21 protein-coding genes, 1 tRNA gene and 1 riboswitch are annotated in these 22,377 nt (G+C 74.3%); of the genes, 1 reads left to right on the plus strand and 21 read right to left on the minus strand.

Annotation, left to right across the window (positions count from 1 at the left end):
* Positions 1-88 precede the first annotated feature (88 nt).
* From nrdH to ACWCOM_RS15615, 19 genes are all read right to left on the minus strand, one after another.
* Positions 89-325, minus strand: a complete 237-nt coding sequence (gene nrdH / locus ACWCOM_RS15525) for a glutaredoxin-like protein NrdH (RefSeq protein ID WP_454549654.1) — start codon at positions 323-325, stop codon at positions 89-91.
* A gap of 299 nt (positions 326-624) precedes the next feature.
* A complete protein-coding gene (locus ACWCOM_RS15530; RefSeq protein WP_454549655.1) occupies positions 625-2,097 on the minus strand; it encodes an aldehyde dehydrogenase family protein in 1,473 nt (490 codons plus the stop codon).
* Positions 2,098-2,155: 58 nt separating this feature from the next.
* Positions 2,156-3,226, minus strand: a complete 1,071-nt coding sequence (locus ACWCOM_RS15535) for an App1 family protein (RefSeq protein ID WP_454549656.1) — start codon at positions 3,224-3,226, stop codon at positions 2,156-2,158.
* Positions 3,227-3,286: 60 nt separating this feature from the next.
* Positions 3,287-4,504, minus strand: a complete 1,218-nt coding sequence (fdhA, locus tag ACWCOM_RS15540; protein ID WP_454549686.1) for a formaldehyde dehydrogenase, glutathione-independent — start codon at positions 4,502-4,504, stop codon at positions 3,287-3,289.
* A gap of 280 nt (positions 4,505-4,784) precedes the next feature.
* Positions 4,785-4,860 (minus strand) — tRNA-Ala (locus ACWCOM_RS15545).
* Between the two features lie 115 nt (positions 4,861-4,975).
* Positions 4,976-5,398 carry a ribosome silencing factor gene (gene rsfS / locus ACWCOM_RS15550; protein ID WP_454549657.1) on the minus strand — a complete coding sequence of 141 codons (423 nt, stop codon included), beginning with the start codon at positions 5,396-5,398 and terminating at the stop codon, positions 4,976-4,978.
* 105 nt (positions 5,399-5,503) lie between these two features.
* Positions 5,504-6,382: a hypothetical protein gene (locus ACWCOM_RS15555; RefSeq protein WP_454549658.1), complete on the minus strand. Its 879-nt coding sequence runs from the start codon at positions 6,380-6,382 to the stop codon at positions 5,504-5,506.
* On the minus strand, positions 6,382-7,008 hold the full coding sequence (nadD, locus tag ACWCOM_RS15560) for a nicotinate-nucleotide adenylyltransferase (protein ID WP_454549687.1): 627 nt from the start codon (positions 7,006-7,008) through the stop codon (positions 6,382-6,384). Before nadD ends, ACWCOM_RS15555 begins: the two co-directional genes overlap by 1 nt.
* A gap of 121 nt (positions 7,009-7,129) precedes the next feature.
* Positions 7,130-7,378, minus strand: a complete 249-nt coding sequence (locus ACWCOM_RS15565) for a hypothetical protein (RefSeq protein WP_454549659.1) — start codon at positions 7,376-7,378, stop codon at positions 7,130-7,132.
* A gap of 120 nt (positions 7,379-7,498) precedes the next feature.
* Positions 7,499-8,857 (minus strand): glutamate-5-semialdehyde dehydrogenase, encoded by a 1,359-nt coding sequence (locus ACWCOM_RS15570; protein ID WP_454549660.1) that lies wholly within the window; start codon positions 8,855-8,857, stop codon positions 7,499-7,501.
* A complete protein-coding gene (gene proB / locus ACWCOM_RS15575) occupies positions 8,854-10,107 on the minus strand; it encodes a glutamate 5-kinase (protein WP_454549661.1) in 1,254 nt (417 codons plus the stop codon). Before proB ends, ACWCOM_RS15570 begins: the two co-directional genes overlap by 4 nt.
* Before the next feature lie 89 nt (positions 10,108-10,196).
* Positions 10,197-11,762 carry a GTPase ObgE gene (gene obgE, locus ACWCOM_RS15580; RefSeq protein WP_454549662.1) on the minus strand — a complete coding sequence of 522 codons (1,566 nt, stop codon included), beginning with the start codon at positions 11,760-11,762 and terminating at the stop codon, positions 10,197-10,199.
* A gap of 154 nt (positions 11,763-11,916) precedes the next feature.
* Positions 11,917-12,174 carry a 50S ribosomal protein L27 gene (gene rpmA, locus ACWCOM_RS15585; RefSeq protein ID WP_017834601.1) on the minus strand — a complete coding sequence of 86 codons (258 nt, stop codon included), beginning with the start codon at positions 12,172-12,174 and terminating at the stop codon, positions 11,917-11,919.
* A 61-nt stretch (positions 12,175-12,235) separates the two neighbouring features.
* Positions 12,236-12,547 (minus strand): 50S ribosomal protein L21, encoded by a 312-nt coding sequence (rplU, locus tag ACWCOM_RS15590; RefSeq protein ID WP_454549688.1) that lies wholly within the window; start codon positions 12,545-12,547, stop codon positions 12,236-12,238.
* A 220-nt stretch (positions 12,548-12,767) separates the two neighbouring features.
* Positions 12,768-14,288, minus strand: coding sequence for a bifunctional hydroxymethylpyrimidine kinase/phosphomethylpyrimidine kinase (gene thiD / locus ACWCOM_RS15595; protein WP_454549663.1), 1,521 nt, complete (start codon positions 14,286-14,288; stop codon positions 12,768-12,770).
* Positions 14,285-14,965, minus strand: a complete 681-nt coding sequence (gene thiE / locus ACWCOM_RS15600) for a thiamine phosphate synthase (protein WP_454549664.1) — start codon at positions 14,963-14,965, stop codon at positions 14,285-14,287. Before thiE ends, thiD begins: the two co-directional genes overlap by 4 nt.
* Positions 14,962-15,834 carry a hydroxyethylthiazole kinase gene (gene thiM, locus ACWCOM_RS15605; protein WP_454549665.1) on the minus strand — a complete coding sequence of 291 codons (873 nt, stop codon included), beginning with the start codon at positions 15,832-15,834 and terminating at the stop codon, positions 14,962-14,964. The genes thiE and thiM overlap by 4 nt, the downstream gene beginning before the upstream one ends.
* Positions 15,826-15,919, minus strand: a riboswitch (TPP riboswitch). (Overlaps the previous gene by 9 nt.)
* A gap of 39 nt (positions 15,920-15,958) precedes the next feature.
* Entirely contained in the window at positions 15,959-16,693 is a 735-nt protein-coding gene (locus ACWCOM_RS15610) for a nuclear transport factor 2 family protein (RefSeq protein ID WP_454549666.1), read from the minus strand.
* Between the two features lie 240 nt (positions 16,694-16,933).
* Positions 16,934-20,278: an Rne/Rng family ribonuclease gene (locus ACWCOM_RS15615; RefSeq protein WP_454549667.1), complete on the minus strand. Its 3,345-nt coding sequence runs from the start codon at positions 20,276-20,278 to the stop codon at positions 16,934-16,936.
* A gap of 416 nt (positions 20,279-20,694) precedes the next feature.
* Between ACWCOM_RS15615 and ACWCOM_RS15620 the strand changes: the two genes are divergently transcribed.
* Positions 20,695-21,327, plus strand: coding sequence for a vitamin K epoxide reductase family protein (locus ACWCOM_RS15620; protein ID WP_454549668.1), 633 nt, complete (start codon positions 20,695-20,697; stop codon positions 21,325-21,327).
* 125 nt (positions 21,328-21,452) lie between these two features.
* Here ACWCOM_RS15620 and ndk read toward each other — a convergent pair whose 3' ends face one another.
* Both ndk and ACWCOM_RS15630 read right to left on the minus strand, forming a co-directional pair.
* The gene (gene ndk, locus ACWCOM_RS15625) at positions 21,453-21,869 is read right to left on the minus strand and encodes a nucleoside-diphosphate kinase (RefSeq protein ID WP_454549669.1); all 417 of its coding nucleotides are present in this window, start codon (positions 21,867-21,869) and stop codon (positions 21,453-21,455) included.
* Positions 21,870-21,912: 43 nt separating this feature from the next.
* A complete protein-coding gene (locus tag ACWCOM_RS15630; RefSeq protein ID WP_454549670.1) occupies positions 21,913-22,356 on the minus strand; it encodes a DUF4233 domain-containing protein in 444 nt (147 codons plus the stop codon).
* Positions 22,357-22,377: the final 21 nt, after the last annotated feature.

The raw sequence follows: 22,377 nt of genomic DNA on the forward strand, positions 1-22,377 counted from the left end.
TTCCGCGCTCCGGGGTGGGTCGGGGGCCGGTGGTCCTGCATCCGGGTCCGGGACCGGGCGCCGCGGGGAAGCGGGCGGCGCGCGGGCCTCAGGCCGAGAGCAGGACGGCCAGGGAGGTGATCTTGTCGGGACGGTAGCCGGACCAGTGCTCGGTGGCCGTCTCGACGACCGGGACCTGCTGGTAGCCCAGCGCCAGGACGTGGGCCAGGGCCGCCTCGTCCTCGGTGACGTCGACGACGTCGTACTCGATGCCCTTCTTGGTCAGGGCCCGGTAGGTGGCATTGCACTGGACGCAGGACGGCTTGCTGTACACGGTCACGGACATCGCTGTTTCCCCTTGGTCGATCGGGTGGTTTCTCGGGGGAGATCCGGGACTTCCGCAGGCTCTGCGGCGGTGAAGGGGTCTCTCCGGGTGGCTGATTTCAATACTACATCTAGTGTCCGGAAGGGGAAGTGACCCCTAGATGCAGTGGTGGAGGTTGTCCACAGCTCCTCTCTCGCTATCCCCAGGGCGGGCTCCGGCCATCCACAGGGCACCCTCCGCGGGGGTCGCGGAATTCCGCGACCGGGGCCCCGATATGCACAGGCTGTGCGGTCCGCGGGGCCCCCGAGCGGTGGACGGAATTAAATTTCGGACACGGCGTGTCGGCTCCGGCGGCGGGGCCGGCGCAGACCGACCGCCGCGCCGGCGAGCAGGGCCCGCAGGCCCCGGTACGGCGGGTAGACGACCCGCAGGGTGTCGGGGGCGAGCGGCTTGTCCAGGACCGCCCGCGCGTGGGAGAACGTGGTGAACGAGAACTTCCCGTGGTAGGCGCCGGTGCCGCTCTCCCCCACCCCGCCGAAGGGCAGCTGCGGGCTGCTCAGTTGCAGCAGCGGGGCGTTGAAGGACAGCCCGCCGGAGGACGTGCGCCGGCGGAAGAGCTCCTTGACCGCCTTCTCCTCCGTGAACACGTAGAGGGCCAGGGGCTTGTCCCTCGCGGCGACCAGCTCCACGGCGTGCTCCGCCGACTCCACCGGCACCAGCGGCAGGACGGGTCCGAAGATCTCCTCGGCCATCAGCGGGCCGTCGGGCGCCGAGCGCACCACCGTGGGCGCCAGGTAGCGCGCCTCCGGGTCGGCCGTCCCGCCGCACACCAGGTCCTCGGCGGGGACCTGGTCCAGGAGGCCGGTGAGCCGGTCGAGGTGGCGCCCGGTGACGATCCGCCCGTAGGAGTCGCTGCGGCGCGGGTCCTTCCCGTACAGCTCCCCCACCGCCCGCACCAGCTCGGGCTCGAGGGCGGCCAGCGTCCCCGGCGTGCCGAGGACGTGGTCCGGCGCCACGCAGGTCTGGCCGGCGTTGAGGAACTTCCCCCACACGATCCGCCGCGCGGCGGTCCGCAGGTCGGTCGAGCCGTCCACCCAGACCGGGGACTTCCCGCCCAGCTCGAGGGTCACCGGCGTGAGGTGCCGGGCGGCCGCGGCCATCACGGTCCGGGCGACCGTCCCGTTGCCGGTGTAGAAGACGTGGTCGAAGCGGTGCTCCAGCAGCCGGGTGGTCTCCGGGACCCCGCCCTCGACCACGCTGACGCAGTCCCCCAGGTACGTGCCGAGCAGCCCGGCCAGCACCGCGGAGACCGTGGCGGAGACCTCGGAGGGCTTGACGACGACGGTGTTGCCGGCGGCGAGCGCCCCCGCCAGCGGGCTCAGGACGAGCTGGACGGGGTAGTTCCACGGCGCCATCACGAGCACGGTGCCGAGCGGCTGGTGCTCGATCCGGGAGCGGGCCGGGGCCAGGCTCAGGGGGACCGGGATCCGCACCGGGGCCATCCAGCGGTGCAGCTCCCTGCGGATCCCGGCGATCTCCTCGAGGGTGAAGCCGATCTCGGTCAGCCACGCCTCGGCGGCGGGCTTGCCGAGGTCGGCGGCGAGGGCGTCCTGGAGCGCCTCGCGGTTCTCCCGCAGGAGGTCCTCCAGCCGCTGGAGCCGGTCGAGCCGGGCCGCCAGACCGAGGTCCGGGACGAAGGCCGCCCGGGCCCGCTCGACGGCGGCGTCGACCGCCGGGAAGCCCTCGGTGGGGGCGGCCGGGGCGGCGGTGAGGGTGCTGCGGGTGCGCGTCATGGGTCCAGCCTAGGACCGTGCTCGGACGTCCCACGGCGCGGGCGGGACGCCGTGCCGCTCAGAGCAGTCCGTGCTCGGCGAGCTGGCGCGAGATGGAGGCGCCGTCGTTGCCCTCGATCCACAGCGTCCCCTCCGGGATGCTCACCCGCCGCTCCTCGTTGACCAGGGGGTTCCCGGCCAGGACCGCCTCGGCCGGGGACAGGTTGCGGATCACGATCGCGGCCACGTGGTCGGGGTAGCGGTGCACGAACCCGCTGTAGATCTCGGGGTCGTGCTGGCCGTCGTCGCCGATGAGGATCCAGCGCACCTCCGGGAAGTTCCGGGCCAGGCGCTCGAGGTTCTGCACCTTGTGGGCCGCGCCGGCCCGGAACCAGCGGTCCGTGGTGGGCCCCCAGTCGGTGAGCAGCAGGGTCCCGTCCGGATAGGCGTTGCGGGTGAGGAACCGGCGCAGGGTGGGCGCCACGTTCCAGGCCCCCGTGGAGAGGTAGACGAACGGCGCCTCGTGGTGGCGGTGCAGCAGCCGGTCCATCATCACCGCCATTCCCGGCGTCGGGGTGCGGGCGTGCTCGTTGAGCACGAAGGAGTTCCAGGCCGCCAGCAGCGGCCGGGGCAGGGCGGTGACCATGACGGTGTCGTCGACGTCGGAGACCACGCCGATCCGCTGCTCGTCGGCGACGACGAACACCCGGGCCTCGACGACGTCCGAGCCCTCCGTCTGCATCCACACGATGTGCTCGCCGGGGGACAGGGACACCTGCAGGTCGACGTCGACCACCCCGCCCCTGTCCGCCACCAGGTGGAACTCGTACTCGTCGATCCAGACGTTGACGTGGGCGAAGGCGATGGGCACGGAGGTGAAGGACCGCCAGCCGCGGATGGACTCCGCGCTCTCGTCGGTGGACTCGATCAGCCCGCGGGTCTTCAGCAGCGCCCGGCCCAGCACCCGGACGTGGTGCTCGGACCCGTAGCCCTCGAAGGCGACCATGACGGGGACGTCGCCCCGGGACTCGGCGCGGCGCTGGCGGAACCGGTGGAAGCGCTGTTCGAGGCGGTAGCCCACGTTGATGGCTTCTTCGGTGACGTGGTCGACGGTCTGCAGGAGGTCCGAGCTGTCGGATTTCTTCGCCATGCGCCCAGTGTTTCACAGGGGGCGCCCAGGTCACGGCGACCCCCGCGCGGGGTGCCGCGGCTAGTTCTTGATGTAGCCGTTGGGGTTGAGCACGTACTTCGTGGCGGCCCCGGCGTCGAACTCGGCGTAGCCCTGCGGGGCGTCCTCCAGCGGGATGGCCTTGGCGTTGACGGCCTTGGCGATGTGGATCCTGTCGTGCAGGATCGCCATCATCAGCTGCCGGTTGTACTTCATGACCGGGCACTGGCCGGTGGTGAAGGACAGGGACTTCGCCCAGCCGGTGCCGAGGCTGATGGACAGGGAGCCCTTCTTGGCGGCCTCGTCGACCGCCCCCGGGTCCCCGGTGACGTAGAGGCCCGGGATGCCCAGGGCCCCGCCGGCGGCGGTGATGTCCATCAGCGAGTTCAGCACGGTGGCCGGGGCCTCGTGGGAGGCGTCCTTGCCGTGCCCGCGGGCCTCGAAGCCCACGGCGTCCACGCCGCAGTCGACCTCCGGCACGCCGAGGATCTGCTCGATCTGCTCGGCCGGCGCGCCCTTCGACACGTCCACGGTCTCGCAGCCGAAGCTGCGGGCCTGGGCCAGGCGCTGCTCGTTCATGTCCCCCACGATCACCACGGCCGCCCCGAGCAGGTGGGCCGAGGCCGCCGCGGCCAGGCCGACGGGGCCGGCGCCGGCGATGTAGACGGTGGAGCCGACCCCCACCCCGGCCGTGACCACGCCGTGGTAGCCGGTGGGCAGGATGTCGGAGAGCATGGTCAGGTCCATGATCTTCTCCAGGGCCTGGTCCCGGTCCGGGAACTTCAGCAGGTTCCAGTCCGCGTAGGGCACCAGGACGTGCTCGGCCTGCCCGCCGACCCAGCCGCCCATGTCCACGTAGCCGTAGGCGGAGCCGGGCCGGTCCGGGTTGACGTTGAGGCAGATGCCGGTCTTGCGCTCCTTGCAGTTGCGGCAGCGCCCGCAGGAGATGTTGAACGGCACGGAGACGATGTCCCCGACCTTGATGAACTCCACGTCGGGGCCGACCTCCACCACCTCGCCCGTGATCTCGTGGCCCAGGACCAGGTCCGTGGGGGCCGTGGTGCGCCCGCGGACCATGTGCTGGTCGGAGCCGCAGATGTTGGTGGCCACGGTCCGCAGGATGACCCCGTGCGGGACCTTGCGGCCGATGTTGGCGGTGTTGATGCCGGGTGCGTCCTTGAGCTCGAACTCGGGGTAGTCGGTGTCGATGACCTCGACCTTGCCGGGCCCCTTGTAGGCGACCGCTCTGTTGCCTGCCATCATGACCTCTTCCGTTGAGGATGTCCGCTGGACGGTGCGCTGGGAGGCGACCGTTCCCGGCGGATCCCACGCGCCGTGACATAGCTCACGGAGGTCGGCCGCCGGTGGAGCAGACGCTAACAGGACACATCAACGAGTGGAAGGGATGCGGACGAGTTCGGCTTTTGTGGCACGGCGGCCCGGGCCGGGGCGGTGCCGGACGGCGCGGGCGGCACCGGGGGGCCGGGGCGGGACAGCGAAAGAGCCCGCTCCGCGTGCTGCGGAACGGGCTCTTTCGGCCTGGTGGAGCTGAGGGGACTCGAACCCCTGACCCTTTGCATGCCATGCAAATGCGCTACCAGCTGCGCCACAGCCCCAGGTCGTTACCTCCGGAACACTATCACAACCTCGGAGTTCCCTTTTCGGTCACCCTTTTCCGGTTGATCCTGCGCCCCGCTGGGCAACGCATTCATAGTAGACAGCTGATCCGGATCAAGGCAAATCGTCGGACGCGGGGGCCGGCGCGGACTCCTCCGGCGCGGTGGCGCCCCGCGCGGGCAGCTCCAGGTCGACCACGGGGCTGTCCCGCCAGAGCCGCTCGAGCGCGTAGAAGGCCCGGTCCTCGTCGTGCTGGACGTGGATGACCACGTCGCCGTAGTCCAGGAGGACCCACCGGCCCTCGGAGCGGCCCTCGCGCCGGATCGGGCGCAGGTCGAGCCGCTCGACGAGCTTCTCCTCGATCTCGTCGACGACGGCGTTGACGAGCCGCTCGTTGGAGGCGGAGGCGACGAGGAACGCGTCGGTGATGCCCAGCGCCTCGCTGACGTCGAGGGCCACGATGTCGTGGGCCTGCTTGGCGTCGGCCGCGGCGGCCGCGACCTGGAGGATGGACAGGGAGAGATCGTTGACAGTCAAGGAGGATCCTTTCCCGGCGGACCGGTGGTTCCGCCCCACGGGGGGACGGTGTCGAGGGGATGGTGTCGAGCGAAGGGACGAATGAACGGAAGGGAGGAGGCGCCCTCAGAGGACGAAGAGCACCAGCACCACGGCCAGGGCGGCCAGCAGGACCAGCAGGAGGACGAGCCAGCGGCCCCCGGCCCCGCGCCGGTACTCACGCGGTTCGAGCAGGTCCAGCCCGCCCGCCTCGGTGGCGGGCACCGGGGCGGCCGGCGGCTCCGGCTCCTCCTCGGCCCAGGCCGGCTCCGGCGGGACGGCCTGCTCCGGCGGGACGGCCGCCGGGAGGGCGGTTCCCGGCGGGGCCGGCGGTGGCGCCGGATGCGGTGCCGGCTGCGGGGCCGCCGTGGCACCGGGCTCCTCGGGGGCGGCCGCGTGCGAGCCGTGGTGCTCGGCGGGGGCGAGGATCTCGATGTGCGTGAGCGCGGCCAGCTCCTCCGGCGCGAGCCGGTTGCCGAACAGGGCGGGGTCGACGTGCACCGGGTCGTGGCCCACGTGCCCGTCCGCCCCGGCCGGGCCGTCCGCGCCGGGGAACACGACGGTGATCTGCTCGGACTCCCCCGGGGTCGCGGGCTCCCCCGGTGCGGGCTCCGCGGGCGTCGCACCGACGGGAGCCGGCGGCGCCGCGGGCGGTGGCGCCGCCTCGGGCGCCGGGACGCCGGCGGAGTCCGCGTTGGCCTGCTCGGCCTGGGCGGCGAGCTCGGCGAACCGGCGCTGCCGCTCGAGCAGCTGCGGGTCGGCCGGGCCCTCGCCGGTCTGCTCCAGCTCGCGGGCGCGCTCGGCCAGCTCCCGCTGCAGGCGGGCCAGCCGCCGCGGCCCGAGGGGCTTCACGGGCCGCACCGGCACGGCGTCCCCGCCGAGGTCGATGATCGGGGCGGGTCCGGAGGGGGCCGGCGGCCCGGCGGCCCGGGTCCCGTCGTCCCGGATGTCGTCGTTGCCGGACATCAGGGGGCCTCCGCCGGGACGGTGCCCCGGTGCGCGCCGACGTGACCGGCCTGCGCGCCCGGCCCGGGGCCGAGGTACAGGCCGTACTTGTTGATGTACTGCACCACGCCGTCGGGCACGAGGTACCAGACGGGCTTGTGCTGGGCCACCCGGGCGCGGCAGTCCGTGGAGGAGATCGCCATGGCCGGCACCTCCAGCAGGTTCACCCCGCTGGACCCGACGGGCGCGGCGAGGTCGTGGCCCGGGCGGGTGACGCCCACGAAGTGGGCGAGCTCCCACAGCTCCTCGGCGCCCTTCCACGTCAGGATCTCCGCCATCACGTCGGCGCCGGTGATGAAGAACAAGTCGGCCTCCGGGCGCTGACGCTTGAGGTCGCGCAGGGTGTCCACCGTGAATGTCGGGCCGTCGCGCTCGATGTCGACGCGGCTGACGGTGAAGCGCGGGTTGGACGCCGTGGCGATGACCGTCATCAGGTAGCGGTGCTCGGCGGGGCTCACGGCCCCGGCGGCCTTCTGCCACGGGCGGCCGGTGGGCACGAACACGACCTCGTCGAGGTCGAACTCCCCCGCCACCTCGGAGGCGGCCACGAGGTGGCCGTGGTGGATGGGGTCGAACGTTCCGCCCATCACGCCCACCCGGGTGCGTCCCGGCCTGCGGGGCGGGATGGCCGTCCCCGTCGCGGGCAGGTCCCGGGAGCGGGCGGAGGCGTCCTGCGCGGCGGTCGTCACGACGAAGGGGCTCCCCGGCTCAGCCGTGCCGCTTGGCGGCGTAGTCGGCGAGCAGGGCCCGCTCGTCCGCCGGCAGGTCCGCGGGGTCCTGGTGCTGGCCGACCTCCGGGCTGAGCCCGCGGTTGGCGAAGGACATCGCCACGATCATCAGACCGATCAGCACGACGAACACGGAGGCGCCCCAGACGACGGGCGAGACCCCGGCCTCGGCAGCGGCGTGCCCACCCTCGGCGGCGGCGAGGACGGTGGTGACGGTCTGCTGGAACATGGGGATCCCTTCTGGTGCCGGCGCGGGGCCGGAGGTCGGTGAGCGGCCCGTGCCGCCTCGGCCGGCGGGCCCGGACGGTTCTCATGGTACTGAATCCGCGGCGGGCCCGCCGCGCACGGCTCAGGCGCGGACGTGCCCGTCGCCCTGGACGATCCACTTCGTGGTGGTCAGCTCCTCCAGGCCCATCGGGCCGCGCGCGTGCATCTTCTGGGTGGAGATGCCGATCTCGGCGCCGAGGCCCAGCTGCCCGCCGTCGGTGAACCGGGTGGAGGCGTTGACCATGACCGCGGCGGCGTCGATCTCCGCCACGAAGCGCTCCGCGTGGGCGAGGTCGTTGGTCACGATGGCCTCGGTGTGCCGGGTGGACCAGCGGTCGATGTGCTCGAGGGCCTCGTCCAGCGAGTCGACCACCTTCACGGCCAGGTCCATGGACAGGTATTCCGTGGCCCAGTCCTCGTCGGTGGCGCGCACGTGGTGGCTGCCGGCCGGCAGCATCGCCTCGGCGCGCTCGTCGACGTGCAGGGTCACCCCCGCGCGGTCGAGCGCCGCCAGGACGGTCGCCCCGTGCGCGAAGCCGCTGTGCAGCAGCAGCGTCTCCGTGGTGTTGCACGTGCTGGTGCGGTGGGTCTTCGAGTTCACGACGAGCTCGACGGCCATGTCCTTCGACGCGGAGTGGTCGACGAACAGGTGGACGTTGCCCTCGCCGGTCTCGATCACGGGGACCTTCGCGTTCTGCACCACCGACTGGATCAGCCCGTGGCCGCCGCGCGGGATGAGGACGTCGACCTTGCCGCGGGCGCCCATCAGGGCGTTCGCGCCGTCGCGGCCGTACTCGTCGATGCTCTGGACGCAGTCCACGGGCAGCTTCACGTCGGCGAGGGAGTCGCGGATGATCCCCACGAGGGCCCGGTTGCTGTCCTCCGCGGCCGAGCCGCCGCGCAGCAGCACCGCGTTGCCGGACTTCAGCGCGATGCCGGCGATGTCCACGGTCACGTTCGGCCGGGCCTCGTAGATGGCGCCGACCACGCCCATCGGCACGCGCACCTGGCGCATCCGCAGGCCGTTGGGGAGGGTGCTGCCGCGGACGAGCCCGCCCACGGGGTCGGGCAGCGCGGCGAGCTCGCGCAGGCTCTCGGCCAGGCCGGTGATCCGCTGGGCGTCGAGCTTCAGGCGGTCCAGCAGGGCCGCGGAGGTCCCGTTCACGCGGCCGCGCTCGAGGTCCTTGGCGTTGGCGGCGAGCACGACGTCCTGCTTGCGCTCGATCCGGTCCGCGATGGCCAGCAGCGCGCGGTCCTTCCAGGCGCGGGTGGCGCGGGCGAGCATGCGGGCGGCGTCGCGGGCGTCGTCGGCCATGGCGGACACGCCGGCGACCGGGTCCTCGCCGAAGGTGGCGATCAGGCCGGTGTCGGAGACGACCGCCCGGCCGGTCGCGGGGGTGGCTTCGTCGGTGGTCACGGCATCGTGTGCGGCGGAAGTCATTTCGTCAGTTTAGTCCGCGCGCCCCGGGCCCGCAGGACCACCAGGTTGTCCACGTGCACGAGCTCCCGGCTGTAGTCGTCGCCGAGCTCGTCCGCGAGCACGGAGGTGGACTTGCCGAGCATCGGGGGGATCTCGTCCGAGGAGTAGTTGCTGAGCCCGTGGGCGACCTCCCGGCCGTCCGGGTCCCGCAGCGCGACCGGCTCCCCCGCCTCGAAGGTGCCGGAGACCCCGGTGACGCCGGCGGCCAGCAGGGAGTTGCGGTCGCGGATCGCCTCCACGGCGCCCGGGTCCAGGGTCAGCGAGCCCTTGATGTCGGCGAGGTGGGCCAGCCACAGCAGGCGGACGTTGCGCCGCCCGCCGGAGGTCGCGAACCAGGTGCCGACGTCCTCGCCGTCGAGGGCGCGGGTGATGTTCTGCGCCGAGGTGACGAGCGCGGGGATGCCGGAGGCCGCGGCGATCCGGGCGGCCTGGACCTTGGTGACCATGCCGCCGGAGCCGACGCCGGCGCGGCCGATCGACCCGATCTGCACGCCCTCGAGGTCCTTGACGGGGTCGTTGACCACCGGGATCCGGTCCCCGCCCTGGCGGGGGTCCCGGGTGTAGAGGGCGTCGACGTCGGAGAGCAGCAGCAGGACGTCCGCCTTGATGAGGTGGGCGATCAGGGCGGCGATCCGGTCGTTGTCGCCGAACTTGATCTCCTGGGTGGCCACGGCGTCGTTCTCGTTGACGATGGGCAGCACGCCGAAGTCGAGCAGCCGCTCGATCTGGCGGTGCGTGTTCTGGTAGTGGTTGCGCCGCATGAGGTCCTCCGCGGTCACGAGCACCTGGCCCACGGTGACGCCGTAGCGGGCGAAGGACTCGATGTAGCGGCCCATGAGCAGCCCCTGCCCCACGGCGGCGGCGGCCTGCTTGCCGGCCAGGTTCTTGGGCCGCCGGGACAGCCCCAGCGGCGCGAGGCCCGCCGTGATCGCCCCCGAGGAGACGAACACGATCTCGATGCCGCGCGCCTTGGTCTCCCCCAGGGCGTCCACGATCATCCGCACGGCCTGCTCGTCGATGGAGCTCTCGATGGACGTCAGCGACGACGAGCCGACCTTGACCACCACCCGGTGGGCGCGCGGGATGTCCTCCCGGCGCTCGATCGGGCTGCGCCGGTTCTTGCCCCGGTTCTCGCTGCTGAGCTGGACCGCGGACTTCTCCGCGACCTCCTCGAGGCGTTCGACGTCGATCTCGGTCGTCTGCTCGTGCATCCTGTGCGTCTCCCTGTGCGGTGGGCGTCGTCCGTAGATGGTCGGCCGGCGGACGGCCGGGCCCGGGCGGGTCGTGCCCGCGGCGGTCGTCAGTCCTCGGCGCCGGGCTCCGGCTCGGCCCCGCCCCGGCGGGCGTCGACCGACTCGGTCCACACCCCGGCGGTGCGCTCGGCCTCGAGCTCGGCGCGGGCCGCGGCCTTGGCGTCCTTGCGCTCCTGGTACTGCTGGCGCTTCTGCTCGCGGGTGGGGCGGTCGATGTCGGCGAAGCGCAGGTCGGTGCCGCGCGGGCCGGCGAGCAGCTCCGCGCCGCCGACCATCGTCGGCTCCCAGTCGAAGACCACGCCGTTGTCCTCCGGGCCGATGAGCACGGCGTCCCCGGGCCGGGCGCCCTGCTTGAACAGCCCGGCCTCCACGCCGAGCTTCGCGAGCCGGTCGGCGAGATAGCCCACCGCCTCCTCGTTGTTGAAGTCGGTCTGCAGGATCCAGCGGTCGGGCTTGTCCCCGCGCACGTGCCACAGCGGCTCGAGGTCGCGCTCCTCGCGGGTGATGGTGAACTCGGGTCCGCGCACGCCCCGGGGCCGCAGCACCACGCGCGGGGCCTCCGCCGGGGTGGGGAGGGCCGCCCGGGCCTGCTCCACGACCTCGCCCATCGCGAAGGTCAGCGGGCGCAGGCCCTCGTGGGAGGCGGTGGAGACCTCGAAGACGCGGTAGCCGCGGGACTCGAGCTCCGGGCGCACGAAGTCGGCCAGCTCGCGGGCCTCGGGCACGTCGATCTTGTTGAGCACCACCAGCCGGGGCCGCTCGTTGAGCGGCAGCGCGTCCCCGCCGCCGAGGTCGTCGTCCACGGCGTAGCCGGCGAGCTCCGCCTCGATGGTCTCCAGGTCGGAGACCGGGTCCCGGCCGGGCTCGAGGGTGGCGCAGTCCAGGACGTGCACGAGGGCGGCGCAGCGCTCCACGTGGCGCAGGAACTCCAGGCCCAGCCCCTTGCCCTCCGAGGCCCCCGGGATCAGGCCGGGCACGTCGGCGACGGTGTAGCGCACGTCCCCGGCCTGGACGACCCCGAGGTTGGGCACGAGCGTGGTGAACGGGTAGTCGGCGATCTTCGGCCGGGCCGCGCTGATGGCCGCGATCAGGCTGGACTTGCCGGCCGAGGGGTAGCCGACCAGGGCGATGTCCGCGATCGACTTCAACTCCAGGACCACGTCCCGGGACGCGCCCGGGGTGCCCAGCAGGGCGAAGCCGGGGGCCTTGCGCTTGACCGAGGCCAGCGCGGCGTTGCCGAGCCCGCCCTGCCCGCCGGCGGCGGCGACGAACTCGGCGCCCTCGCCCACGAGGTCGGCGAGCACGTTGCCGTCGCCGTCCTTGACCACCGTGCCGTCGGGCACGGACAGCACCAAGTCCTCGCCCTGGTGGCCGTGCCGGAGGTCGCCCTTGCCGGGTCCGCCGTTGGGCGCGGAGCGGTGCGGGGCGTGGTGGTAGTTCAACAGGGTGGTGGTCTGGCCGTCCACACGCAGGATCACGTTGCCGCCGTCCCCGCCGTTGCCGCCGTCCGGTCCGCCGAGCGGCTTGAACTTCTCGCGGCGGATGGACACGCAGCCGTGCCCCCCGGCACCACCGGAGACGTGCAGGACGACGCGGTCGACGAAACTGGCCACGGGGAGCTCCTCTGGGTCATGAACGGGCGGGCCCGCGCACGGGCCACGTTAAAACTGTAGAGGGCGGGCGCTGGACGCACCCACCCTCCACAGATCAGACATGGGTGGTGCGGGACGGAGCCCGCACCGGGGGCCGGCGGACCGGCCCGGTCGACTACTCGGCGGCAGCCTGGATGTTGACGACCTTCCGGCCCCGACGGGTGCCGAACTCGACCTGGCCGGCGGCCAGGGCGAAGAGGGTGTCGTCGCCACCGCGGCCGACGTTCAGGCCGGGGTGGAAGTGCGTGCCGCGCTGGCGGACGAGGATCTCGCCGGCGTTGACGGTCTGGCCGCCGAAGCGCTTCACGCCGAGGTACTGCGCGTTGGAATCCCGACCGTTGCGAGTGGAGCTCGCGCCCTTCTTGTGTGCCATGAGGTGTGCCTACCTTCGTGTTGGGACTGGCGTCCGGTATGTGGAGGGGGAATCGCGCCGATCAGGCGTCGATACCGGTCACCTTGACGGTGGTCAGCTCGGCCCGGAAGCCCTGGCGCTTCTTGTAGCCGGTCTTGTTCTTGAACTTCTGGATGGAGATCTTGGGACCGCGCAGGTCGCCGACGATCTCGGCCGTGACCTTGACGCTGGCCAGGGTCTGGGCATCCGAGGTGATCTTGTCCCCGTCCACCAGCAGGAGGGCAGGAAGCTCGATGGTGCTGCCTGCTCCGCCGGCGACGCGGTCAAGGGTAACGAGGTCTCCGACGGAAACCTTTTCCTGGCGGCCGCCAGCGCGGACAATCGCGTACACCACTTGGGAACTCACTTCTCTCGACGTCATGTGTAAACAGTGTGGGTCGAGCGCACCCCTGTCAGGACCAACGACGTTGAGACGAGCTGACGGTGACCGGCCCGTGGGACCAGGCCGTGGTCAGCGCAGGTTCGCCGCAATTCAGGAACTGCACCCGCATGTGCCGCCAGGTGGGGTGTCGAGTTGGAACACGCGCGCACCGGCATGGCACCGAAGATCAAGACTACTCGATCCCGTCAATGCCCGCCAACCGAACCGCCGGGACCGGCGCGGCGAAGAAGTCCCGCTCCAGCGCGCACGCCTCCAGGAACACCTCCCGCATCCGCTCGCGCACGGCCGGGGTCGCGCCCCGGGCGGCCTCGTCGAGCAGCTCCCGGGCGGTGCGGGTCGCCTCCTGGAAGCCCTCGTCGGCGTAGGTGGCGAGCCAGTCCGCGTAGGGGTGCTCACCGGTCCCGGCGGCGGCCGCGAGCTCCCCCAGGTGCCGGCCGACGTCGGCGTAGACCCAGAAGCACGGCAGCACCGCGGCGAGGCCCACCGGGTAGGGCTCCGCGGCGGTGGCCGCGAGCAGGAAGGTGGTGTAGCGCCGGGTCACCTCCCCGGGACCGGAGCCGGCGGCCCCGGTCCCGGCGTGCCGCAGGCGGGCCCGGTGCAACTCGCTCTCCGTCTCGGTGCAGGACACCGCGCCGGCCGCGAAGAACAGCCGCTGCCGCTCGTCCGGGGCCCGGGCCGCGAGCAGGGTCAGCGCCCGGCCGTAGCCGTCGAGGTACTGCAGGTCCTGGTCGAGGTAGGCCAGGAACCGCTCCGGCTCGAGCCGGCCGTCGCCCAGGCCGCGGACGAAGTCGAGCTCCTCGATCTCGCGGCGCACCCCCGCGGAGGCCGCCCAGAGCTCGTCGCTGAACCGGGCCGGCGCCGCACCCCAGCCCTCCAGCGCGTCCTGGACGTGGTGGAAGTGGTGCACGGGTCCGCTGCCCCGGCCGACGTCCAGGTCCGCGGAGTGCTCGAGCGCCCCGCGCAGCCACTCGCGGGCGATCCCGAGGCTGTGCGCCCAGTCCCCGTGCCGGGCCTGCAGGGTGGCCAGCGCCGAGGAGAGCGAGCAGCCGGTGCCGTGGGAGTTCTCGGTGGGCACCCGGGCGCCGTCGAAGGCGACGAGGGGCTCCGGCGCGTCCGGGCCCACGAGGGCGTCCGGCGTGCGGTCCCCGGCGAGGTGCCCGCCCTTGACGAGCACCAGGGTGCCGTGCGCCCGGGCCACCCGGTGGCCCTGCGCCAGGGCCTGCGCCCAGGAGGAGGCGGTCTCCTCCTGGGCGAGCACCGCCAGCTCCGGCAGATTGGGGGTGACGAGGTCGGCGTGGGCGAGCATCGCGCGCAGCGCGTCCTCGGCCTCCGGCTCGAGCAGGCGCCCGCCCGACGTGGCGACCATGACGGGGTCCAGCACCACCACCGGCGGCCGCCGCTGCTCGAGCCAGCGGGTCACCGTCTCGATCACCGGCACGGAGCCGAGCATGCCGATCTTCACCGCGTCGATCCCGACGTCCTCGGCCACGGCGTCCAACTGGGCGGCGAGGACCTCCGCCGGCGGGACGTGGACGGAGCGCACCCCGAGGGTGTTCTGCACCACGACGGCGGTCACGGCGCTCATGCCGTAGCCGCCCATCGCCGCGATCGACTTCAGGTCCGCCTGCTGTCCCGCCCCGCCGGTGGGGTCGGTGCCGGCGACGGCCAGGACGCGGGGCACCCGGGCGCTCATCGGGCCACCTCCTCGGGGACGCGGCCGAAGGCGAGCACGTACCGGGCGGCCGCGGCCCCGGGATCGGGGTCGGCGCAGATCCCGGAGACCACGGCCAGCCCCGCCGCACCGGCCGCGCGCAGGGCGGCGGCGTCCTCGACCCGCACCCCGCCGATCGCCAGGCACGGCAGGGTGGCGCGGGCCGCGGCGCGGGCGAAGCCCTCGACGCCCAGCGGCTCGGGGTGGTCGGGCTTCGTCCGGGTGGCGCGCACGGCACCGACCCCGAGGTAGTCGACGGTGCCCGGGGGCAGGGCGGCAGCGGCGTCGAGCTCCGGCGCCGTGGCGGCGCTCAGCCCCACCACCGCGTCCGGCCCGCAGATCCGCCGGGCCAGCTCCACGGGCAGGTCGCTCTGGCCGACGTGCACCCCGGCGACGGGCGCCCCGGCCGCCCGGGCGGCCAGGTAGGCGTCGGCCCGGTCGTCGACGAGCACGGGGACGTCCCGTCCCACGCGCTCCGCGACGGCCACGAGCAGGGCCACCAGCTCCCGGGCCGGGGCGTGCTTCTCCCGGACCTGGACCATGGTGGCTCCCCCGGCGACGGCGGCCGCCACGACGTCGGGCACGCTGCGCGGGGCGCTGAGCGCCGTGTCGGTCACGAGGTGCAGGGCCAGGGCGGCGGGGTCGAGGCGGGCGCTCACCGGCCACCCTCCTCGCGCACGAGCTCCGCCCGGGCGGCGAGCTGCTCCGGGGTGATGGCGTGCAGCCGGTCGAGCAGGGCCACCGCGAAGGAGCCGGGACCGGCGCAGCCGGCGGCGGCGTCCTCGGCCGCCAGGGTGTAGACCGCCGTGGCGGCGATCGCCGCCGCGGCGGGATCGGCGCGCACCGCGGTGAAGGCGGCCATGAGGGCGCCCAGGGCGCAGCCGCCGCCGGTGACCCGGGTCAGCAGCGGCGTGCCGTGCGGCACGCGCACCACGCCCCCGCCGGGGGCGTGCACGAGGTCGACCGGGCCCGAGACGGCCACGGCCGAGCCGGCCTGCGCGGCGAGCGCGGCGGCGGCGTCCCGGGCGGCGTCGACGCCGTGGGTGGCGTCCGTGCCCCGGCCGCCGGCGCCGCCGGCGAGACCCAGGATCTCCGAGGCGTTGCCGCGCACGATCGCCGGGCGGTGCCGCAGCAGGTCGCGGGCCAGCGCGGTGCGCACGGGCAGGGCGCCCACGGCCACGGGGTCCAGGACCCAGGGGCGGCCGGCCCGCTGGCGGGCGCCGACGGCCTCGTAGGCGGCGCCGCGCTGCTCGGCGGTGGGCGTTCCGGTGTTCACGAGCAGCCCGTCGGCGAGCTCGGCGAAGACTCCGCCCTCGCCCTGGATGTCGGTCATGGCCGGGGAGGCGCCCACGGCCAGCAGGACGTTGGCGGTGACGTTGGCGACCACGGTGTTGGTGATGCACTGCACCAGCGGCGCCGCGGTGCGCAGCTCCTCGAGGGCCGTGGCGGCGTCCTCGGCGAGCGCGGGGTCCGGTGGCGCCCCCTCGGCTCCTGCGGTGCGGGCGGGCGGGGGTACGGCATCGCGCATCAGCGACATCCCTTCGCTAGTACTGGCTAGATCAGGTTCGACGGGTGTGATCTCAGCCGCTCGCGCGGCACCCCGTGTCAGGTGTTCCGCCAGTCTAGCCCCCGGCCGGCGCCGGCCCGCCCGGTCAGAAGAAGCCGTTGCCGTGCGGCATCCGCTCGGGGACGGGCTGGACGACCTCCCAGTGCTCGAGGATCCGCCCGTCCACGACCCGCCACAGGTCGTAGCAGCCGGCCGGTCGCCGGCCGCCGTGCTCCGGGTCCGCGCCGTCGGGCGCGAGCGTGCCCTCGGTGACGGTCAGGACGAGGTCGCCCTCGCCGAGCACCCGGTGGAGGACGCGCCGGGAGAGCGGGGCGTCCGGGCCGGCGCCGTGCTCGGCGTAGCGCGGATCGCGGGCCAGCTCCCGGAGGGCCTCACGGTCCGCGCCCAGGAGCCGTTCGTGCACCCACTCGGTGATCAGCGCCTTGTTCGCCGCGGTGTGCTCGTGGTCCGTGACCTGCCGGGGGCCGTCGATCCGGTGCGCCCCGGCGGCCCCGCCGGGCAGCGGCGCGAGGGCGTCCCAGTGCTCGGCGAGGCGGTCGCCGGCCACGCGGAAGACGTCCACCGCCACGAGCGGCTCCGGGCCGAGGCCGTGGTAGACGCAGTGGACGGCGACCATGTCCCCGTCCTCGAGCACGCGCAGGGTCTCGATCCGGAAGTCCTCCGGCAGCCGGTGGAGGACGGCGCGCAGCCCCTCCCGGCCGTCGGGGCCGAGCCCGGAGTGCTGCCGGAAGTCCGGGGCCCAGTGCCGGTCCAGGGCCGAGGGGTCCCGGTGCCCGAAGAGCTCGGTGCCCGCGGTGAGTACGATCTGCTTGCTGCTCATGGCCATCCCCTCGGCGCTGCGGGCCGGGGGTCCGCCCGGTCGGGCCGCCCGCGTGTGGTGCGACCACGCTACTCCCGCACCCGGGCGGCCGGACAGGAGGGCGGGTCGTGTGACGGCCGGGGGTCCGGCGGGAGGCTGGCAGGCACCGGTCCCGCGCCGGGCCGGAGGACGGGCCCGGTGACGGCGAAGGACCCCGACCGGCGGGTCGGGGTCCTTCGGGGTGCCTCGGCGGGCGGGCGCTCAGCCCTGGCCGGCGGGCCGGCCGCTGGTGAGGTCCTCGGCCTTGACGCCGACGCCCACGACGGTCGGCCCGTCCCCGGCGGCGCGCTGCGGGAGCGCAGCGGCGGTGGTGGCCTCGTGCCGTCCGCCCTCGGCGGCGGCCGCCTGACCGGCGGTCACCTGGGCCTCCCCCGGTCGGGCGGCCGGGGCCGAGGCGCGGCGCGAGCGGCGGCGCGGGCGCGCCGGCTCCGCGGGCGCCTCGACCGGCGTCCCGACCGGCGTCCCGGAGGAGGGTCCGGCCGGGGCGCCGCCCGTGGCCGGGCGCTCCTCGGCGGGACGCGGCGCCGGTCCGGCCGTCTCGTCCGGGGCCGCGGCGGCGGGCGCCCCGGTGTCGCCGGCCGGCGCGGGGGTGCGCCGCTCCGGCGTCCGCGGGCCGAAGGCCTCCGCCAGCGAGTCCAGGCTCAGGTGGGGCGCCTCGGCGGGCTCCTCGGTGTCGGACGCGTGGCCCTGCGGGAGCTCGATGACCTCGCCCTTGATCGTCAGGCGCGAGCCCTGCTCGGCGGTGGGCTCCTCGGCGGTGGGCTCGGGCTCGGCCGGGGAGCGGGTCTCCCCGGTCTCCTGCGGCTCGGCGGCGGTCTCCGCGCCCTGGCCGCGGCTGCGGCTGCGCTTGCCGCGGCGCTTCTTCCGCGAACGTCCCGAGCCCTCCGGGCGGGACTCGGCGGCGGCGTCCGGCTCCTCGGCGCGGGGCGTCTCCGCCTCCTCCGGGGCCTCGTGGTGGGTGGCGGCCGCGATGGTCGCGAACGCCGTGCGCGCGGCCTCGGCCTTCGCCTTCTCCGCGGGATCCGGCTCGGCGGGGCGGGCCTCCGGGCGGGCGGGCTGCTGCTCGCCCTGGCCGCGGCGGCTGCGCTTGCGGTCGGTGCGGTCGGTGCGGTTGGGCCGCTGGTCGCGGATCTCGCCCGGCACGCCGCCGGTGCGGCCCTCCAGCGGGTGGTCGTGCACGACGACGCCGCGGCCGGCGCAGTGCTCGCAGGGCTCGGAGAACACCTCGAGCAGACCCGTGCCCATCCGCTTGCGGGTCATCTGCACCAGCCCCAGGGAGGTCACCTCGGCCACCTGGTGCTTGGTGCGGTCCCGTCCCAGGCACTCCACCAGGCGGCGCAGCACGAGGTCGCGGTTGGACTCGAGCACCATGTCGATGAAGTCGATGACGATGATGCCGCCGATGTCCCGCAGCCGCAGCTGCCGCACGATCTCCTCGGCCGCCTCCAGGTTGTTCTTGGTGACGGTCTCCTCGAGGTTGCCCCCGGATCCGGTGAACTTGCCGGTGTTGACGTCGACGACCGTCATGGCCTCGGTCCGGTCGATCACGAGCGAGCCGCCCGAGGGCAGGAAGACCTTGCGGTCGAGTGCCTTCTGGATCTGTTCCTCCACACGCTGGTTCACGAACAGGTCCTCGTCCTCGTCCCACTTCTGGAGCCGGTCGAGCAGGTCCGGCGCGACGTAGGTCACGTACGCCTCGATGTTGTCCCACGCATCCTCGCCCTGGACCACCATGGTGGTGAAGTCCTCGTTGAAGACGTCGCGGACGGTCTTGATGGTCAGGTCCGGCTCGGCGTAGAGCATCTCCGGGGCCAGGGTCCTGGTGGAGCCCGCCCGCTCCTGGATCTGCTCCCACTGGGCCCGCAGCCGGTTGATGTCGTGGGTGAGCTCCTGCTCGGAGGCCCCTTCCGCGGCGGTGCGCACGATGACGCCCGCCCCGTCCGGCAGCCGGTCCTTAAGGATCTTCTTCAGCCGGGCGCGCTCGACGTCGGGCAGCTTCCGGGAGATCCCGGTCATCGACCCGCCCGGGACGTAGACCAGGTAGCGGCCGGGCAGGGAGATCTGGCTCGTGAGCCGGGCGCCCTTGTGCCCCACCGGGTCCTTGGTGACCTGCACCAGCACCGAGTCCCCGGACTTCAGCGCGACCTCGATCCGGCGCGGCCCGCCCTCGAGGCGGGAGGCGTCCCAGTTGACCTCGCCGGCGTAGAGGACGGCGTTGCGGCCCCGGCCGATGTCGACGAACGCCGCCTCCATGGAGGGCAGCACGTTCTGCACCTTGCCCACGTAGACGTTGCCGATCAGCGAGTCCTGCTGCGTGTGGGAGACGAAGTGCTCGGCCAGCACGCCGTCCTCGAGGACGCCGATCTGGATCCGGTTGTCCTTCTGCCGCACCAGCATCCGCCGTTCGACGGACTCGCGGCGGGCGAGGAACTCGGCCTCCGTGATGACCTGGCGGCGGCGGCCGGTCTGGCGGGACTCCCGGCGGCGCTGCTTCTTGGCCTCGAGCCGGGTGGAGCCCTTCACCGCCACGACCTCGTCGACCGTGGCGCTGTCCGCGGCGCGCGGGGCGCGGACCCGCGTGACGGTGTTGGGCGGGTCGTCGTCGCTGCCGCCCACCAGCTCCATGTCCATGTCACCGCGGCGCCGGCGGCGGCGCCGGCGGCTGGTCACGCCGCCGCCGGTGCCCTGGTCGGCCTCCTCGGCCTCCTCGGCGAGCTCGGCAGCCTCCGCCTCGGCCCCGTCGCCCGGGTCCTCGGCGGTCGCGTCGTCCTCCTGCTGCCGGCGCCGGGCCTCGCGGCGGCGGGCCGCGCGCTGCTGCGCGGCCTCGCGCAGCTCGTCGAGGTCGGGGGCGTGGAACATGAGGGAGGTCGCGGTGACGGCGGCGGCCAGCGGAGTGCCGGGCTCCTCCGGCTCCTCGGCGGCGTCGGGCTCCTCCGGGCCGGAGCCGTCCGGGCCGGGCGCGGCGTCCTCCGGGGAGGCCTGCTCCCCGGGCGCGGCGACGACGGCGGCGGCGGCCGCGGCGGGCTCCGGCTCGCCGGCGGACGGGCCCGGCGCGCCGTCCTCGGCGGGGGCCTCCTCCGCGGGCGCGGCGGGAGACTCCGCGGTGTCCACGGCGGCGGGCGGGCCGCCGGCCGCGGGGGCCGTGTCCGGGCCCGCCGGAGCGGCGCCCGTCCCGAGGTCCTGCGCCTCACCGGCCGGCTCGATCTCCTCCGCGGACTGCTCGGCCCCGGACGTGCCCGGTGCGGGGCGGGTCGGCGCGGCGACCTCCTCGGCCACCGAACCCGGCGTCTCGTCGCCGGGCACGGCGGTGCCCGGCGCGACGTCGAGGGTGTCGGTCCCGGCGGGGTCGCCGGGCGCCGGGGCGGAGGACTCCGTCCCGGCGGGCTCGTCCAGGACGTCGCCCGGCGTCTCCGACAGGGTCCCGGGGGCGCTCCCGCCCGCCGGGTCCACCGCCGGGGGTTCCCGGCGGGCGTCGTCCGATGTGTTCTGCTGACCAGCGTCCAGGGCGTCCTGCGCCCCGTCCTGGTTCACCTGTTCGGCATCCATATACAGCTGTGCTCCATGCCGCGGTACGCCGTCCGTACCCGGTCACCGCAGCGGCTTGGTCGGCGTTTCGCCGGTGGGGTCCACGCGGCGGCCAGAAGTCCTGTGCGTACCCGCCGCGTCCCGCACGCCACGCGAACGGGCGGGGACGGCAACGAGCCAGTCCGGGGCTCCGAGCCGCTGCTCACAAGGGCAACGGTCTTGGGCCGGCGGCGGACGCGCTCAATCCGATGAGAGCCGCGGGTCCTGCCGACCGGCGTCGAAGTCCGGCTGGGCCGAGATTCCGCGTACGGGCGGGCTCGACCGTGGCCAGTATCTCACAGACGCCCGGCTCCGACCCGGATTGTCCTCGTCACGGCCCGCAACCGGCCCGCCGGGCTCCCCGCCGACTCCGGGGTGCATCGCCTAGGATCGGGCCTGTGACCACCTCTGCCCCCGCCCTCGACGGCTCCCCCGCCCAGCCCTCCGAGCACGCCGCGCGCGCCGACCGGCGCTGGGGCCTCGTGGCCCTCGTGACCGGCCTGCTCGGCTTCTACGGCGCGGCCACGCTGGTCTACGAGCGGGTCCAGCTCTTCCTCGACGCCGGCCACCGCACCAGCTGCGACATCAACTCGTGGCTGTCCTGCGGCACGGTCATGCGCACCCCGCAGGCCGAGGCCTTCGGCTTCCCCAACCCCTTCATCGGCCTCGTCGCCTACGCGGTCGTGGTGGCCGTGGCCCTGGCGGTGCTGGCCGGGGCCCGCTTCGCAGCCTGGTACTGGTGGGGCGTGCAGCTCGGGGTGACCCTCGGGTGGCTGTTCGTGCTGTGGCTGTGGTACCAGACCACGTTCGAGATCAACGCCCTGTGCCTGTACTGCATGCTCGTCTGGGTGATGCAGACGGTGCTGGTGGTGCAGACCACCGCCCGGAACCTGCGCGCCGGCGTCCTGCCCGCCCCGGCCGCCGTGGCGCGCGGGGCGGAGCAGTGGGCGTGGTTCGCGGCCGCCGCGCTTCTCGTGCTGATCTTCGGGACGGTGCTCATCCGCTTCGCCGGCGTGATCTTCCCGGCCTGACCCACCCGCCCGATCCGCCCCGGCACGACCGGCCGCGGCGGTCCTCCCCGCGCCGCGGGCGCGGCTCCGGACGACGACGGCCCGCCTCCCCCACGGGGAAGGCGGGCCGTCGTCGCGTGCGGCGCTCAGGCGAACCAGATGCCGATCTCGCGCTCGGCGGACTCCGGGGAGTCGGAGCCGTGCACGATGTTCTGCTGGACCTTCTGGCCCCAGTCCCGGCCGAGGTCCCCGCGGATGGTGCCCGGCGCGGCGGTGGTCGGCTCGGTGGTCCCGGCCAGCGAGCGGAAGCCCTCGATCACCCGGTCGCCCTCGACGACGGCGGCGACCACGGGCCCGCTGAGCATGAACTCCACCAGCGGCTCGAAGAACGGCTTGCCCCGGTGCTCCGCGTAGTGCTCCTCGAGCACTGCGCGCTCGGCCTGGAGCAGCCGCAGGTCGGCCAGCCGGTAGCCCTTGGCCTCGATCCGGGCGAGGACCTGGCCGGTGAGGCCGCGGGCCACCCCGTCGGGCTTGACGAGGACGAGGGTGCGTTCCGTGGTCATGAGGATCCTTCCGGAGGACGGGTCGGGGATGTCGGTGCCCAGCCTATCCGTCCGGGTGCTCGCGCTCCCACTGCGCCTGGGCCGCGTCGCGGGCGGCGTTCTCCCGGTCCAGCCGCGCCCCGGTGCGCACCGCGTACCACCACGCCAGGGCGGAGAGCACGCCGACCACGAACATGGCGGGGAGCACGAAGCCCGTGGCGATCAGCACGACCTGCAGGACCCAGCCCACGGTGTACCCCCAGGGGCGGCCCAGCACGGCCGGGGCCAGCAGGAGGACGACGGCGAGGACGCACCCGCCCGCGAAGATCGCCGTGCGGGTGCTGTCCCCCAGCTCGCGCCCGAGCACCCCGTAGGCGGTCAGGGCGGCGAAGAAGGCGATGAACGCCTCCATGACCAGCACGGAGGAGGCGAACATCGTGCGGATCGAGCGGCGCGGGCGGGGCTGCCCGGGACGCCACTCGCGCTGGGCCTTGGTCATGCGTGCCACGGGGAACGGTTCCTCTCCTGC

Source organism: Kocuria sp. KH4 (assembly GCF_053711175.1).

What these genes read in the sequence shown, in the direction of transcription:
- nrdH (WP_454549654.1), bottom strand. Translation starts at nt 325, where the DNA reads ATGTCCGTGACCGTGTACAGCAAGCCGTCCTGCGTCCAGTGCAATGCC.
- fdhA (WP_454549686.1), bottom strand. Translation starts at nt 4,504, where the DNA reads ATGGCAGGCAACAGAGCGGTCGCCTACAAGGGGCCCGGCAAGGTCGAG.
- ACWCOM_RS15570 (WP_454549660.1), bottom strand. Translation starts at nt 8,857, where the DNA reads ATGACTTCCGCCGCACACGATGCCGTGACCACCGACGAAGCCACCCCC.
- ACWCOM_RS15610 (WP_454549666.1), bottom strand. Translation starts at nt 16,693, where the DNA reads ATGAGCAGCAAGCAGATCGTACTCACCGCGGGCACCGAGCTCTTCGGG.
- ACWCOM_RS15535 (WP_454549656.1), bottom strand. Translation starts at nt 3,226, where the DNA reads ATGGCGAAGAAATCCGACAGCTCGGACCTCCTGCAGACCGTCGACCAC.
- ACWCOM_RS15615 (WP_454549667.1), bottom strand. Translation starts at nt 20,278, where the DNA reads ATGGATGCCGAACAGGTGAACCAGGACGGGGCGCAGGACGCCCTGGAC.
- ACWCOM_RS15530 (WP_454549655.1), bottom strand. Translation starts at nt 2,097, where the DNA reads ATGACGCGCACCCGCAGCACCCTCACCGCCGCCCCGGCCGCCCCCACC.
- thiM (WP_454549665.1), bottom strand. Translation starts at nt 15,834, where the DNA reads ATGCGCGATGCCGTACCCCCGCCCGCCCGCACCGCAGGAGCCGAGGGG.
- nadD (WP_454549687.1), bottom strand. Translation starts at nt 7,008, where the DNA reads ATGGGCGGAACGTTCGACCCCATCCACCACGGCCACCTCGTGGCCGCC.
- rpmA (WP_017834601.1), bottom strand. Translation starts at nt 12,174, where the DNA reads ATGGCACACAAGAAGGGCGCGAGCTCCACTCGCAACGGTCGGGATTCC.
- thiD (WP_454549663.1), bottom strand. Translation starts at nt 14,288, where the DNA reads ATGAGCGCCCGGGTGCCCCGCGTCCTGGCCGTCGCCGGCACCGACCCC.
- proB (WP_454549661.1), bottom strand. Translation starts at nt 10,107, where the DNA reads ATGCACGAGCAGACGACCGAGATCGACGTCGAACGCCTCGAGGAGGTC.
- ACWCOM_RS15565 (WP_454549659.1), bottom strand. Translation starts at nt 7,378, where the DNA reads ATGTTCCAGCAGACCGTCACCACCGTCCTCGCCGCCGCCGAGGGTGGG.
- ndk (WP_454549669.1), bottom strand. Translation starts at nt 21,869, where the DNA reads ATGACCACGGAACGCACCCTCGTCCTCGTCAAGCCCGACGGGGTGGCC.
- ACWCOM_RS15555 (WP_454549658.1), bottom strand. Translation starts at nt 6,382, where the DNA reads ATGTCCGGCAACGACGACATCCGGGACGACGGGACCCGGGCCGCCGGG.